Annotated in this window: 14 protein-coding genes; 2 read left to right on the top strand and 12 right to left on the bottom strand. The window is 40.9% G+C overall.

Annotated features, from left to right (window positions below; translation table 11 throughout):
- Positions 1-2: 2 nt before the first annotated feature.
- From LKD41_RS10160 to LKD41_RS10150, 3 genes are all read right to left on the bottom strand, one after another.
- Positions 3-329 carry an acylphosphatase gene (locus LKD41_RS10160; protein WP_227701106.1) on the bottom strand — a complete coding sequence of 109 codons (327 nt, stop codon included), beginning with the start codon at positions 327-329 and terminating at the stop codon, positions 3-5.
- A 50-nt stretch (positions 330-379) separates the two neighbouring features.
- Positions 380-1,405, bottom strand: coding sequence for an acyltransferase family protein (locus tag LKD41_RS10155; RefSeq protein ID WP_227701105.1), 1,026 nt, complete (start codon positions 1,403-1,405; stop codon positions 380-382).
- A gap of 229 nt (positions 1,406-1,634) precedes the next feature.
- On the bottom strand, positions 1,635-2,993 hold the full coding sequence (locus tag LKD41_RS10150) for a WG repeat-containing protein (RefSeq protein WP_227701104.1): 1,359 nt from the start codon (positions 2,991-2,993) through the stop codon (positions 1,635-1,637).
- A gap of 125 nt (positions 2,994-3,118) precedes the next feature.
- Between LKD41_RS10150 and LKD41_RS10145 the strand changes: the two genes are divergently transcribed.
- Positions 3,119-3,349, top strand: coding sequence for a helix-turn-helix domain-containing protein (locus tag LKD41_RS10145; protein WP_227701103.1), 231 nt, complete (start codon positions 3,119-3,121; stop codon positions 3,347-3,349).
- A 431-nt stretch (positions 3,350-3,780) separates the two neighbouring features.
- On the opposite strand, the gene LKD41_RS10140 is transcribed toward LKD41_RS10145, so the two are convergent.
- Positions 3,781-4,818, bottom strand: a complete 1,038-nt coding sequence (locus tag LKD41_RS10140) for a radical SAM protein (protein ID WP_227701102.1) — start codon at positions 4,816-4,818, stop codon at positions 3,781-3,783.
- A gap of 173 nt (positions 4,819-4,991) precedes the next feature.
- Here LKD41_RS10140 and LKD41_RS10135 point away from each other — a divergent pair, with 173 nt between their 5' ends.
- Positions 4,992-6,233: a 6-phosphofructokinase gene (locus LKD41_RS10135; RefSeq protein WP_022243961.1), complete on the top strand. Its 1,242-nt coding sequence runs from the start codon at positions 4,992-4,994 to the stop codon at positions 6,231-6,233.
- A 164-nt stretch (positions 6,234-6,397) separates the two neighbouring features.
- Here the strand turns inward: LKD41_RS10135 and LKD41_RS10130 are convergent, their stop codons facing one another.
- The 8 genes from LKD41_RS10130 to LKD41_RS10095 form a co-directional block, all read right to left on the bottom strand.
- Entirely contained in the window at positions 6,398-7,315 is a 918-nt protein-coding gene (locus tag LKD41_RS10130) for an alpha/beta hydrolase (protein WP_227701101.1), read from the bottom strand.
- A gap of 2 nt (positions 7,316-7,317) precedes the next feature.
- Entirely contained in the window at positions 7,318-7,983 is a 666-nt protein-coding gene (locus tag LKD41_RS10125; protein WP_117841230.1) for a DUF6320 domain-containing protein, read from the bottom strand.
- On the bottom strand, positions 7,976-9,436 hold the full coding sequence (locus tag LKD41_RS10120; RefSeq protein ID WP_227701100.1) for a hypothetical protein: 1,461 nt from the start codon (positions 9,434-9,436) through the stop codon (positions 7,976-7,978). The genes LKD41_RS10125 and LKD41_RS10120 overlap by 8 nt, the downstream gene beginning before the upstream one ends.
- 45 nt (positions 9,437-9,481) lie before the next feature.
- Positions 9,482-10,630: a sensor histidine kinase gene (locus LKD41_RS10115; protein ID WP_227701099.1), complete on the bottom strand. Its 1,149-nt coding sequence runs from the start codon at positions 10,628-10,630 to the stop codon at positions 9,482-9,484.
- Entirely contained in the window at positions 10,620-11,423 is an 804-nt protein-coding gene (locus LKD41_RS10110; protein WP_227701098.1) for a response regulator transcription factor, read from the bottom strand. Before LKD41_RS10110 ends, LKD41_RS10115 begins: the two co-directional genes overlap by 11 nt.
- Before the next feature lie 82 nt (positions 11,424-11,505).
- Complete coding sequence (locus tag LKD41_RS10105) at positions 11,506-12,972, bottom strand: TrkH family potassium uptake protein (RefSeq protein WP_227701097.1); 1,467 nt, start codon at positions 12,970-12,972, stop codon at positions 11,506-11,508.
- Positions 12,973-12,982: 10 nt separating this feature from the next.
- On the bottom strand, positions 12,983-14,338 hold the full coding sequence (gene trkA, locus LKD41_RS10100) for a Trk system potassium transporter TrkA (protein ID WP_022243954.1): 1,356 nt from the start codon (positions 14,336-14,338) through the stop codon (positions 12,983-12,985).
- Positions 14,339-14,446: 108 nt separating this feature from the next.
- Positions 14,447-15,211, bottom strand: coding sequence for an amino acid ABC transporter ATP-binding protein (locus LKD41_RS10095; RefSeq protein ID WP_022243953.1), 765 nt, complete (start codon positions 15,209-15,211; stop codon positions 14,447-14,449).
- Between the last annotated feature and the right edge of the window lie 10 nt (positions 15,212-15,221).

Below are 15,221 nucleotides of genomic sequence, written 5' to 3'. Positions count from 1 at the left end.
CATCAGTTTAAACTCATAACTATAACGCATAAAAACACCCTCCTTACTGGTTGTCCAGTAAAGAGGGTACATATCACATCCAGTGGAAGTTCTTTTCTGTCCATGCTGCGGATTTCGATGTAACGGTCCTGGCAGAGTCTTTGAATTATCATATCAATTTCTTCCGGCAGTCCCTGCAATTCTGCCTGTACCGAGCCGTCATATTCATTGCGCACCCAGCCAGTCACACCAAAATGCCCCGCCAGATGCGACATTCGATAGCGGAATCCCACACCCTGGACATATCCGTTAAACTGATAAAAAACACGAATTTTTCTATTTTCTGACATACGACCACCTCTCTTTATCATTCCAATGGTAGCAATCTCTTCCATCCAGACTAACGTGCCCGTTGCCTTTTTAAGTTTCTGATCAACTGTGGCGTATGTAATGCCAGTATCCGGTTGACCTGATTGACAACATGTGAATTATTTAACACATATACGATTCCAGCACTTAATCCCAACAGGATAAAAAATGCTATCCAGCCCCAGTCACCCAGATAATCATAGATTCCGGCAAACATCAGAATATCCCGCAAAATCCGGTGCAGCATATATACCGGCATGGTATTCTGTCCGATTACTGACAACCTTGTCTTTCCTCTCGGAATGAAAAACATAATTGCCCAGGAAATAAGAAATGCTGCAATCATCAGGGAAAGGCGGACCATCGGTCCTTTCCACACTTCTTCCAGTTCATAATAGGATATATTTTCATATACCATTCCCAGGGAATCTTTCAACCTTGCTCCATATGCCAGAATAAAGATACAGATTGCCTCCGCGCATGGAACCACCAATCTCTGAAGCTTTGGCTGCAATGCTTTTTCCAGTGTCTTCTGCTCCAGAAAATAGCCCAGATAGAAAAACGGTCCAAATACCAGAATTCGTGACAGACATAAAAAGTCCCCCACATTTTTAAAATAGCCAGCTGTTAATGCCAGCACTACCGTAAGCAAAAGAACCGGCATCGCTTTACATTTACGGACAAGTGGTATCGTCAGATACCATACAATCATTGCAAATAAATACCACGGTGCACCACTTTGGGAAAAGAAATCTATCTCCGTAAATTTTTCAAATCCCGCAATGGCATATACTATCTGAATTGCCACAACGAACACAACATATGCTTTCAGCAGATACAATATTTTCTTAAAATTATATTGTCCATTTTTATAAATTTTCTTGGCAAAATAACCGGAGATAAATACAAAAAGCGGCATATGAAATACATAGATGAGCCGTTTCACTACCACCAGTGGATTGTCTCCACGGATTGGGAGCAGGAAATGTCCAAGCACAACTAAGAATATCAATACCGCTTTTAAATTATCAAAAAAATAGTCTCTTTCTTTATTCATCCTTTTACATCCTCGCATTACCGAAAATGTATTATAGAACTTTTGCGGGAGATGTCAAGATTTTTTATCATTTAGGGCGAATTTAGGGTGAATTTGCCCGACGAAAAAGGAGCATCCAGTTTCCCGAATGCTCCTTCCAAATATACCTAAAATACGCTTGTATCACCAATTCCCATATTAACCTCCTAAAGATGATATCATCTTGTAATATAATATTATTCTAAAATTTCTACTTTTCTTCCTCGGGGAAAAAGATGTACAAAATATTTTCGTCATCCCCTGCAACTTCAAAACATACACTATTTCCATCTGACCGAATGCTATCATCCGTTATCTCAGAATCTCCAAACATTCCATATTCTCCGTTCCATGTAATTGTTCCATAATCTACAAGCATCTGCCCATTTTTATTTATCAAACAAATCTGATTATCTTCATTCAGCAGGAAAAAGCAGTCTTCTTTATGCCAGCACTCAAAATAACGCTTGTCATATAATGGATTCCCATTGGAATCTTCCAATTTCCATGTATCATTTGTTTGATATAATCTATACTCTCCATTTTTCCCCAATGTATAGTCACTAGAATTCTCACTACTTGAGCTTTCTTCATTCACCTGAATTTGTCCTTCACTTGATAAACTATACTTATTCTGGGACTCCAAATCCCCTAAATCTGTCAAATTGCCATTTTCATCTATCGAATATAATTCATACTGATAACCTTCTGCCCAATAATCAACTGTTACAAAGATAAAACTATTGTCATCTTCTACTGTCATGCCACTTGGAGTAGCCAGCTCATTCCATTCCTGTAATCTTTCTTCCTTCAAATTGTATAATGATACATTGTAATATGCTTCTAAGCCGCTTGACTCATCTTTTGGTTTCAATGCACCACCTATACAAACCAATATCCTGTCATTAGAAATAAGCTCTGTATTTAATACCGTTAAATCTACTGTATCATACATTGCACGGTCAATATCCTCTATCTCAAGAAGATTAATATCACATAGCATATCCCCTTTTATATCATAATATCTAAGCGAAATATCCTGATTCATATAATCTGTAGAATATGTATAATTCAGTTCATAGAAAAAAGGCGAATCGGCACTAATCTCTCCTAAATGAGGTGTAACTCTCTCTACTTTTCCATCCAGAATCTTCTGTCCATTGCTATCTAAAACTTCCTCTTCCCCTTCATATTCACACACAAAATATACTTCATCCTTATCACTTTCCTCCTCTTCTCCCCTGACAAGCTGGATGTTGTCATATTCAACCGGAATAACTTCATTGCCATCTTTGTCAATTACTCCGTATAATAATCCATCATTTTTAGAAACAATAACATATCCTGATGCATAATCTTCCAAATCATATTCCGTTGTTATTTTATAATTTTTCCCTTCTGATATACCCTCTGTTTCCGCTTCTAACTCACTGTCATTTTCTGATTTGCTTATTTCGGTTTCAGTTTTCTTTTGTGGCACATATGTTTTTTCTTCTTTTCCGCAGCCCGAAAAAATTATCCCTGATATTGCCAGTAATATCATAGTTTTTTTAACTATTTCTCTTTTCATTTTCTCTTCCTCTCTCCAAATCTATTCATCACTTTTTCTTAATCATTTATATTTTAAAACATTTTGTTTTAAAAATCAATATAACAAATTGTTTTATGTATATTAAATTCAAGAGAGGTAACTAAATGACAACTACAATTCATCGTTACAAGCATATACGTGATTTACGTGAAGATTCAGATATAACGCAAGAGCAGATGGCTCAGGTTCTTAGCTGTAGTCAAGTAGCGTATTCTTATTACGAATTGGGGAAACGTGATATTCCAACCGATATTCTTATAAAACTTGCGGACTATTATAATGTATCAATAGACTATTTGCTTGATCAAACTAATAATAAACTTCGGAATTTCTAAGCATCACACATATTGACTATGCGATTTTTCTCGCCACTTGCACCTACAGGACCTGCCACCGGCAGTTTCTTACGAATGAATGGCAAGTAAAAAAGGGTACTTGAAAAGCCAAGTACCCTAGTGTATAATCTACTTAGAAAGGTAATCGGATATGCTCCGATTTGCCCTCAGTGAAAACTATTTTTGAAATAGCATCTACTTTTGGACGAGTGGGATGCTATTTCTTTTTATTATTATGATTATCTATGTAAGATAGCGCCGCAAATATTACTAGCAACAAAGTAAGAACTTCTATTGTGTTCATAGGGCATCACCCTCCTTTACCAACTAGAGGGCATCTAATAATCGGAAAACACATCCTGCTTTCTTTTTCAATTATACATTAATATTATACCATGTGAAGAACGTATGTTCAATAAGTTTGTTTTTAATTATCTATCTACATCTTTCCGTACAATCCCTTCTCCATCAAACTCCGGGATAAAGCTCTCCTCTGCCACATCTCCTTCCTGGATGAAGCCATTTTCAATGCCAAGTTCAATCGCATAATCCACCACCGCATCATATTCCGTTTCCGTTACCCGGCGGCTTAATTCCGGATACTCCCTGCACTGTGGCAGCGGCGTATACTGATTCATAATGCTGATAAAAATCTGACCGCCATAGGTCTTAAGAAGATAAGATATCACACGCTTGGAATCTTCCACACAGTCCGGCATAACAAGATGGCGCACAATGACGCCTTTTCTCATCAGAAGAGACTCCCCGGCTTCGCTGCGCTCCTGATATTCTGCTGCGTCAAATATCATATTATTCTGCTGTTCCAAAATTTTCTTTTTCTCATCTGCCAGAAATTCTACACTGCTGCCTTCTTTGCCTGCTGCCCGTTCGAAAACAAATTCCGGCTCGCCTACCTGCCGCACCATTTCTGCAATTGCTGCACTGGCACAAGTAAAATAGTCCGCTGCATGGGAATACCTGCTGCTGATTGCGCTGTCAACATATTTTAAATCAGGAAGATAAATATCCACATAACCCTCTAACAGGCGAAGTGTTTCCACCTTTTCATAGGAGCTGGTATTGTAAACAATCGGAAGATAAAGTCCCTGCTGCTTTGCCAGCTTCAGTGCTTCAACCACCTGTGGTACAAAATGTCCTGCCGTTACCAGATTGATATTATTTGCACCCTTTTCCTGCAATTCCAGGAAAATTTCTGCCAGCCGCTCTATACTTATTTCAATTCCAGCTTTTCCTGTGGCAATATTGTGATTCTGGCAGAAGATACAGCCTAAATTACAGCCGCTGAAAAATACCGTTCCGGAGCCATTCTGCCCGGAAATGCACGGTTCTTCCCACATATGAAGTGCTGCTCTTGCAGCCTTTATAGCTGCTGTCTGACCGCAGACTCCCATTTCACCTTTTTTACGATTTACCCCACATTCTCTTGGGCAGAGCATACAATTTTCCATCTCTTTTTCCTTTCCTTTATTTTTTCTTGCGGTTCTTCCCACTCCCACCGGATTAGTCTTGCCTTTTCCGATTCTATCATATATAGTTATTCTTGTAGGATATTTTCTTATCGTAACTATAACTTTTTTATATAACCTAACACAAATCTTTGAAATCACAAAGGAGTCTGACTATGAATACATCGATTCAAAACTGCATGGTTGCCCAGTCCGGCGGACCAACCGTTGCAATAAATGCAAGCCTTGCCGGTGTCATTAAAGGTGCTGCCGGCTGCTATGGCACTGTTTACGGTTCCGTAAATGGAATCTTAGGTATTTTAAATGAACATTATCTTAACCTTTCCGAAATTATGGAATCAGACGATAATGCATTAGAGCGTCTGATTCACACACCGGCAATGTACCTTGGTTCCTGCCGTTTTAAGCTGCCGGATTTTATGGATGATGATTCTTCTTATAACTATATTTTCAAACAGTTTGAAAAGCTGAATATCGGTGCATTCTTCTATATCGGCGGAAATGATTCCATGGATACCGTATTAAAGCTTTCCGAATATGCCGAGCGAATCGGAAGCAATGTCCGCATTATTGGTATTCCAAAGACCATCGATAATGACCTGATGGTAACAGACCACACTCCGGGATTTGGCTCCGCCGCCAAATATATTGCATCTTCTTTACTTGAAATTGCACATGATACATTTATCTATGCCGTAAAGAGTGTAACAATCGTAGAAATTATGGGACGCGATGCCGGCTGGCTGACCGCCGCTTCCGCCCTTGCCAGAAACGAATACAGCGATGCACCGCATCTTATTTATCTTCCGGAATGCAATTTTGATAAAGATGAGTTCTTAACGGATGTGCGTGCTCTCTTAGAGGAACACAACAATATTATTATTGCGGTATCTGAAGGAATTCATGATGCAGAAGGCAATTATATCTGTGCCGGAGAAAGCAAGGAAGATACCTTCGGTCACAGCCAGTTAAGCGGTGCCGGTAAAGCGCTGGAATATCTGATTAAAGACAATATCAACGTAAAAGTCCGTTCTGTAGAAGTAAATGTATTACAACGTTGCGCTGCCCACCTTTCTTCTGCCACCGATTTAAATGAAGCAGTTGCTTCCGGTGAACATGCTGTTGCTTTTGCAAAACAGGGTATTACCGCTTCTATGGTAACCATGAACCGTACTTCCAATGCACCATATACCATCGAATACGGTTATGCAGAAATCAAAAATATTGCGAACGAAGCAAAATCCGTTCCAAGAGCATGGATTAACGAGCGTGGAAATGACGTTACCGAAGAAATGGTAGCATATCTTCTCCCACTGATTCAGGGCGAGACTTCCATTTCCTATGAAAATGGACTGCCAAATTATATGAACGTGTCACACCTAACTAACAAACGTTAGTTACCTGCATAAACTACGAGAAACACGCTTTGTGAGTTTCTCGAGTTATCGCGGTGCTCGCCAAATCTGCATGCAAGCATGCGATTTTTCTCGCTACTCGCATATACAAAATCCGCTGTCCCGGTTGAGACATTTTAATCAGTCTTTTCCGATACAGCGGATTTTTATTCCGAAATCATCTCAATGAATTTGCCGACTTCAGCCCATGCCCGCTTGGATTCCGGCATCATAAGCATTGCCATCTGGAATACATGAAACATTCCTTCGTAAATGCTTAAGCGGACTTTTACGCCCTGCTTCTTTGCCTTTTCTGCTACAGATGTGGAATCACTTAAAAGCATCTCGTAAGAACCTACCTGAATCAGCATTGGCGGAAATCCTGTGAAGTCACCAAACAACGGTGAAATATAAGGATTCGTTTCGTCTGCGTCTCCTACATAATCCTTATTATAAATGAGACTGTCTCTTGTATTTCCAAATAAAGGGTCCCGCTCATAATTCGTATCATAGGATTCACCACTGGCAGTCAGATCTGTCCAGGGAGACATAGCAATCAGTCCGCAGGGAAGTGCTTTCCCATGATCCTTTAAGTACATGCAAAGTGCCAATGCCAGTCCACCTCCGGCAGAATCACCTGCCACAATAATCTGTTCCGGCTTAAATCCACAGCTTAGCAGCCATTCATAGGCTTCCACCGTATCTTCCAATGCTGCCGGGAAAGGATGCTCCGGTGCCACGCGGTAATCGATGGTCAGCACACTGATTCCTCTTCCCACCTCGCTGTAAAGTCCGGCAAAGGTGCGGTAGGCATTTCGCATTTTTCCAATATACCCGCCACCATGCAGCTGCAGAACTACTTTATCTTCCCTCGGATTCTGCATGGAGGTTAAAAGCTCCATTTCAAACTGTGGCATCCTAATTTTCTGCATCAGAAAACAGTCCGGGCATTTCCACGCCGGTTCCACCATTTTCTTACGAAGCTCTCCGGTCTTTAATTTTCTTCCTATCAAGTTATCACTTGCAAAACGGGCAATTAGGTCACGGATGACTCTGCCCTGTACACTCGTCTTACTTTCTTCCATAATCACCTTACATGAAATCTTCTCTTTAACTCTAGTCTGGCTCTGCGGTCACCGATAATCAGCGTTCCTAGGAATAAAAATACCGATATTCCAAATGCCAGTTCACTTAAGCCCGGATGGGTCACGATGTGAAGTGCTATCAAAAGCAGCGGTATCAGGCTGCATACAATTCCAAACAACTGGAACATCAGATAACTCTGCCAGTTTCTGGAATTGATAATCATGAGCAGAACAATACCTGCATCTAACAGCATAATGCCTGCCGGAAGCACATAATTAACCGACCAGCCATGAAATCCCACTATCCAGTCAATCAGAATCACATATAAAATTCCGGATAATGTAGTTGCTATGATTTTCGTCCGATATCCATTATTGCTTAAAATATCCAGCCGGAAAATCAGGAAGAGATACCAAAGTCCTGCAATTGCAATCAGGCTCCAGAGCTTTCCCTGATACCAGATATAATTGAGATAGCCTGCTGCCACACTGCCTAATAACACCAGAAAGAATATAATATTTGTCACAAATTTTAATCTTCTGGTGGGAATCCATGCATCCGGATAGGTATTGTGTCCTTCTTCTCCCTCTTCTAATACACTGTGGCACAGCGGACAGATCTGGCTGTCATCTAAGATTTCCACATTACAGTTCTTACATTTACTCATAATACACACCATTACTTTCTATTTCCACATTCAGACCATCCTCTGACAGTTTCCGGAAAAATCCACGCTGCAGGGATGTATCTTTTAAAACAGAACTAAAGGTAAATGCCAGCGTATCCTGATAGGAACAAATCGTTCCCTTGATATTCTGTCCCTTTGACATGGCAAGGAATGCATAAAACATCTTGATATATGGCTGGTAATCCTCTTCCACTTTCACATTTCCAATGTTGGTTACGGTTGATGTATTTGCCAGTGCTGCCGATGTATACACATAACGCATGGCAATATTTTTCAAAAACAGCGGTACTGCTCTTGCAACCAATAATTTTTCATTGGAAACATTATAGGAAAACAGTTCCTCTAAATGCTCTTTATTAATCTGTTGATGAAGACTCTCTGTAGTAATCTTCAATACTTCTTCAAACGTATAGGAATCCTCCACCGGTTCAAACTCTGCAGATACTACCGTAAAAAAGTTCTTGGTGGTAATGGAATTAAAATATGGTCTTAAATTCACCGGAACCGCTACACGAATCGGACGTTTGTCCGGCATGCCATGCAGATATTCCCGATATACGCTGTAAGCAAATGCCGCAACCAGATACTCATTGATGCTGACACCATATTTATGACATACCTCTTTTAATGCCGGAATCTTTACAAATCCATGAATCACTCCAAATTCATCGGTTCGTAATTTTTCCCCTTTGATAAGATATGCTTTCTTTGTCTTATATCCCTTGGCATAGCTGTGCTTGTAATTTTTAAGGAAGCTGTCCTCACGGTTCATGGATGTGTCGCTGCTTAACTTATCTCCCAGCTTCTCCTTCAGTTCCGGATGCACCAGTCTTAAATACTGATAGGTCAGCTCCTTTAAGAAATTGATTCCGCCCATGCCATCTGTCAGTACATGAAAAACCTCAAGGTTAATCCGGCATTTATAATAAGTTACCCGGAAAAGATAGCTGTGGTTCTTATTCTGTCTGATAAAACGGCATGGAAAATGTCTTTCTTCCTGTACTCTTGGAGCAGTTTTGCCATTTTCTTCAAAATAATACCAGAAAATCCCCTGACGCAGTCTTAAGTTAAAGCCCGGAAATTTTGGAAGTACGATATCCAGTGCCTGCTGCAGATACTCCGGCTGCACCTCTTCCTTTAAGGTAACTGCAATCCGGTACACATTGCTCATTGATTCTCCTGCAATGACCGGAAAAAGATGTGCCGTATTATCCAGCCGGTCCCATTTGATATCGGTATGACGACGCTTATTATCTTCTGCTTTCTGCTGCTGCTTCTCCTGCTTTTCTAGTTCCTTTGAAGCGGCTTTTTCGTGCCGGCTCTGCTCTTTGACCGCCCGCTTTTCCTGTTTGCTCTCTGCTTTGGCAGCGGCTTTCTCCTTCTTTATCTTCTCTTTATTTTGTTGTCTTAGCTTTTTTTCTTCTTTACTCATAACGAATATTATAAAATAATACGCATAAAAATACAACCGGCGTTTCTAAGCTGTCGGCATTTTTCGTCTCGGCAGGCAGACCTTAAATGTTGTCCGGCCGTTTTCACTCATTACACGGATGGTTCCTCCATGCAGATCCACCAGTTCTTTTGCGATGGCAAGTCCCAGACCCGCTCCTCCGCTGTTGGTCTGTCTCGCTTCATCCCGCCGATAGAATTTGTCAAAAATACGCTGCTGTTCTTCCGGTGATATGGTCTGCCCCTGATTACTGAACAGGATAACGGTTCCCGGTGGCTCCTCCCATGCGGAAATAACAATGGTACTGTCCGGGTTGCTGTAGGCAATGGCATTTTTTAATATGTTATTGAAAATCCGCGCCAGCTTATCTGCATCTCCATATACTTTGCAGTTTTCATCAGCCCGTATTTCCACTTTCTTATGTTCCGGTGCAAGAAGCGGGTAGACTTCATCCGACAGCTGCATCAGCATATAATAAAGGTCTATCTCTGTCGTTGCCAGTTCAATATCCTGCCGGTTAAAACGGGTAATGTCAAAAAATTCATTCACCAGAACTTCCAGTCTCAGTGCTTTGTCCAGGGTGACATGGATAAATTTATCCTGCTGCTCTTTTGAAATATCCGGCATCTCCTCTAATAATTTCAGATACCCAATCACAGAGGTAAGCGGTGTCCGGATATCGTGGGCAAGATACAATACCAGCTCATCCTTCTTCTTCTCTGCCATCTGAATATCATAAAGCTGCCGGTTTAAAGTTGCATTCACGCTGTTTAACTTTTCTTCCATGGCAGCCATTTCCTTCGACATGCGGATCTGTCTGCCATCATGATGCACCAATGCATTGATTCCGTCATCGATTTCCTGAAAATATTTTGTAAATGAATTTAAAAAGAAGTAAAACATCAGACAGAATACCAGTGCAATTGCCCCAAAGAAAATCAGTTCGAAGTGATTTCCGATATTATGCCAATAGAAATCTCTCGCATCTTCATAAGTCATGCTGGTAAAATCATAAAGAAACCTTACAATTCCATCCGCAAATCTGCCCTGCAGCACATACTGGTAGAGAAACCAGATGCCAAAGAAAGCTCCTGCCATCAGTAATATAATCCGGGAAAATATTTTTCGTCTTACCGGTGCAAAATCCAGTTTTTTATTATTATTGTCATCCTTCAATCTTATATCCCACTCCCCATACTGTCTTAATGTATTTTGGACGTTCACCGGTATCCTTAAGTTTCTCCCGCAGATGCCGGATGTGAACGGTTATGGTATTGTTGCTTTTGCTGTAATATTCGTCTTTCCAGATAATATGAAACAGCTCTTCCGCACTGAGTACCCTGCCTTTTGCTTCACACAACGCCTGCAAAATCGTAAATTCTGTCGGTGTAAGTGAAATCTCATCTCCATCCAGATAGCATTCATGTGCACATTTCTTTAACAAAATTCCACGGCATATAATAGTATCATCCGATTCCGTTCCTGCATGATTTGATGCATAAGTTCCATCTGCCGCATCATATGAACCATTTGCAGATGTATTTTCTATTATATTACCGTCGAAAGACATATTCTCTGCCGGCTGGTCCGTCCTTGCTCCATAGCGCTCATAACGGCGTAACTGTGCCTTCACTCTTGCAACCAGTTCCAGCGGAAGAAACGGTTTTGTCACATAATCATCTGCTCCTATGGTAAGTCCGGTTATTTTATCCACTTCGGAATCTTTTGCAGTTAACATAATAACCGGATAATTCTCTTTTTTTCGAATCCGGCGGCACAACTCCAGTCCACTAATCCCCGGCAGCATAATATCCAAAATTGCAAGGTCAATTTTCTCATGCTCTATTGCATCTATTGCTGTATCTCCATCGTAACACTTGATTACGTCAAACTTCTCACTTACCAGATATATCTCTACTAAGTCTGCAATCTCCTTCTCATCATCCACCACAAGAATACGGTTTTTCATAAAAATCCCTCCTGCCCGTCTGCTATTCCAAACACATTATAGCATACAGACAAAGGAGGGATTCCTTATTATTTATTAAGATTTACTGAACTTTGCCAACATGGCGGTGAGGATGAATCCGCCATAAACCCGGTGCAAAAATCACTAACATCGGGTATAATTCCAATCGACCAACCAGCATGTCAAACATCAATACCAGCTTGGATAAAACACTGAACCCACCAAAGTTACCGGTCGGTCCTACCCTGTTAAGTCCCGGTCCGACATTATTAAAGGTTGCCATAACTGCTGTAAAGTTCGTTGTCATATCAAAATTATCAAGACTGATTAACAACACTGATACGATAAGAATAACAACATAGCCTGCCAGATAGCATAACACAGTCTTTACCACATTATCCGGTATTCGTCTTCCGTCCATATGTACCTTCTGCACACTTCTCGGATGGGTCACAGACATAATTTCATTACGGACAGATTTTACCATAATAATGAGACGGGAAACCTTAAATCCACCGCCGGTACTTCCGGCACAGGCTCCGACAAACATTAAAAGCACCAGAATCATTCTTGAAAATTCCGGCCAGAGATTAAAATCTGCCGTGGCAAATCCTGTAGTACTGATAACAGATGCCACCTGAAAGATTGCCTGCTGGAATGCTTTTCCAAAAGAAGCAAAGCTGGCTCTGATATTAAATGCAATAAGCAGTGCCGAACCGAATACTATCAAAAGATAGTAACGCATTTCCTCACACATCAGTGCTTCCTTCGGCCGCTTAATCAAAAACATATAATATACAGTAAAATTAATGGAACAGATAATCATAAATACCGTAATGATAATCTGCACCGCTGTACTATAAGATGCTATACTACTGTTCAATAGTCCAAATCCACCGGTTCCCACGGTACCAAAGGTCAATGTCATGGAATCAAAGAGTGGCATTCCTGCTATTAACAGCGCTATAATCTCAATCACCGTAAAGACTACATAGATTCCATAGAGAATCATTGCAGTAGTCTTTACCTTTGGAACCAGTTTTCCAACAGATGGTCCCGGGCTTTCTGCACGCATCAGATGCATACTGGAGCTGTCGGAAAGGGGCATGACTGCCATAATAAATACCAGCACACCCATACCACCAATCCAGTGGGTAAAGCAACGCCAGAAAGCTGTTCCACGGGAAAGTTTCTCTACATCACTTAAGATACTTGAACCTGTTGTCGTAAAGCCGGAAATTGTCTCAAATAACGCATCAATATAAGATGGAAATTCTCCGGTTAAATACATGGGCAATGCGCCAATCAGACTGAGGATTATCCAGCTTAATGCAACTGCTGCAAATCCTTCTTTTGAATAAAATACACTGCTCTTCGGTTTTCTTCTTCTGCCCCAAAACCCAATCAGCATACAGGCAAGTCCGGTAATCAGATATAAAAAGCCTTCCTTTTCCTGATAAATACCTGCTGTTGCTGCCGGAAGCAGAAGAAAGATTCCCACGAAGCATATAACACTGCTTAATATGTATCGAATCATGGAATAATTCATGACAAGCCTCCTACCTTAATGCATCCCGGATATCATGTAACCCTGTCGTCGTGGTAACAAGAATTACCGTATCTCCCACTTCAATTACACTCTGTCCTTTTGGAATGGTCACTTTTCCTTTATGGGTGATACATCCAATCAGCATCTTAGGTTTCAAGCGAAGATCCTGCAATGGAATTCCAACCACCGGAGAACCCTCTTTAATTAAAAATTCCAGTGCTTCTACCCGGTTATCATTCAGCCGGTACAATGTCTCAATATTGCTTCCCATGGAGTTTTTCATAGCACGTACATACTTGATAATACTCTCGGAAGTAATAAATTTCGGATAAATAATACTTCCTACATCTAACTGGTCAATAATATCATCATAAGAAATACGATGAACTTTAGTAATCAGTTTTGCAGAAGATAAACTCTTTGCAAACAATGCCAGCATGATATTCTCTTCATCAAAATTAGTGGTTGCCACAAAGGCTTCTGTCTCTAACAATCCCTCTTCGATTAAAAGGTCTTTATCTGTTGCATCACCACAGATAATCATCGCCTTTGGAACCATTTCATTTAATTCTTCGCAGCGTTCTTCGTCACGCTCTACAATTTTGACACGGATACCCATTTCCAAAAGCTGCTTTGCAAGATAAACAGAAGTTCTTCCGCCACCAACAATCAGTGCATCTCTCGCAGAAGAAGTAGGCACACCCAGTTTCTTAAAGAATTCAATGGTTTTAGCCGGTGTCCCTACAATAGAAATCTCATCCCTGGCTTTCAACTCAAAATTACCATCCGGAATATATACTTCATCTCCACGCTCAACCACTGCTATCAGTACGTCACAATGCAGTCTGCTTCCCATATCCTTAAGCTGCATATTACAAAGAGGGTTGTCCTCCTCAATCCGGTAGTTGACTAATTCCACCCGGCTCTTGGCAAATGAATCCACTTTGAGCGCGGAAGGGAATTTCAGCAGTCTCGCCATTTCGCGTGCTGCTGCAAGCTGTGGATTGATAATCATGGACAACCCTAATTCCTCTTTAATAAAACCTATTTCTCTACTGTATACAGGATTGCTGACTCTTGCAATCGTATGGCAGCCTCCTGCTTTTTTTGCGATCAGACAGCATAAAAGATTCAGTTCATCTGAACCTGTCACTGCAATCATAAGGTCTGCATCTGCAATCCCTGCATCTGTCTGTGCATTAAAACTTGCACCATTTCCAATAATTCCCATTACATCACAGACATTGGTCACTGCCTCTACAGCCTGCTGTCTGCAATCAATTACTGTAATATCATGTTTTTCTTTACTAAGCTGTTCTGCAAGTGTTGCACCTACATTACCACAGCCCACTATAATTATCTTCATAGCTTCTCCTATGCTTGTTCTCATACATATTGATTGGTCGTTGAAGCAAATACCTATGACGAATTATAGCAGACTTTATAAATAATGCAATCCCGGTTTTACCCAATCCTAATTCTGGGCAAATCTTGCCAGGAACTGCTTTGTTCTCTCTTCTTTCGGATGCTCGATTACTTCCTTCGGGTCACCCTGTTCAATAATATAACCGCCATCCATAAAAATGACACGGTCAGCCACATCTCTGGCAAATGCCATCTCATGAGTTACAATTACCATGGTCATATGCTCACTTGCCAGCTGACGGATTACTTTTAAGATTTCTCCGGTAAGCTCCGGATCTAATGCGGAGGTTGGCTCATCAAAGAATAAAATCTGTGGATGAAGTGCTAACGCTCTTGCAATGGCAACTCTCTGCTGCTGTCCACCAGAAAGCTGGCATGGATAGCAGTCTGCCTTATCGGATAACCCCATTTTTTCAAGAAGCTCCATTGCTTCTTTCTTTACTTCTTCTTTATTCCGCTTCTGCACATGTACCGGTGCATCCATCAGATTCTTTAACACGGAATAATGTGGAAACAGATTAAAGTTCTGAAATACCAGTCCGAAATATCCCTGAATCTTTTTTAATTCTGCGTTTCCCACATACTGGGATTTTCCATCCGCACCGGTTGACACCGCATGCTCACCGAGATAAACCAGTTCTCCTTCATCCATTGTCTCAAGAAGTGTGGCACAACGCAGCAGTGTTGATTTACCGGAACCGGAAGGACCGATAATTGCTACAACCTCACCCTGTTCCACGGAGAGTGAAATATCATGAAGTACATCTACAGCCCCAAAGCTTTTCTTTACATTCTTTATCTCTAACAGCTTCATTCTTTTCCTC

It is taken from the genome of Roseburia sp. CLA-AA-H209 (genome assembly GCF_020687575.1).
Taxonomy (GTDB): Bacteria; Bacillota; Clostridia; order Lachnospirales; family Lachnospiraceae; genus Roseburia_C; species Roseburia_C amylophila.
Note: the sequence above shows the minus strand (reverse complement) of the source record. Positions and strands in the feature narration are given on the sequence as shown.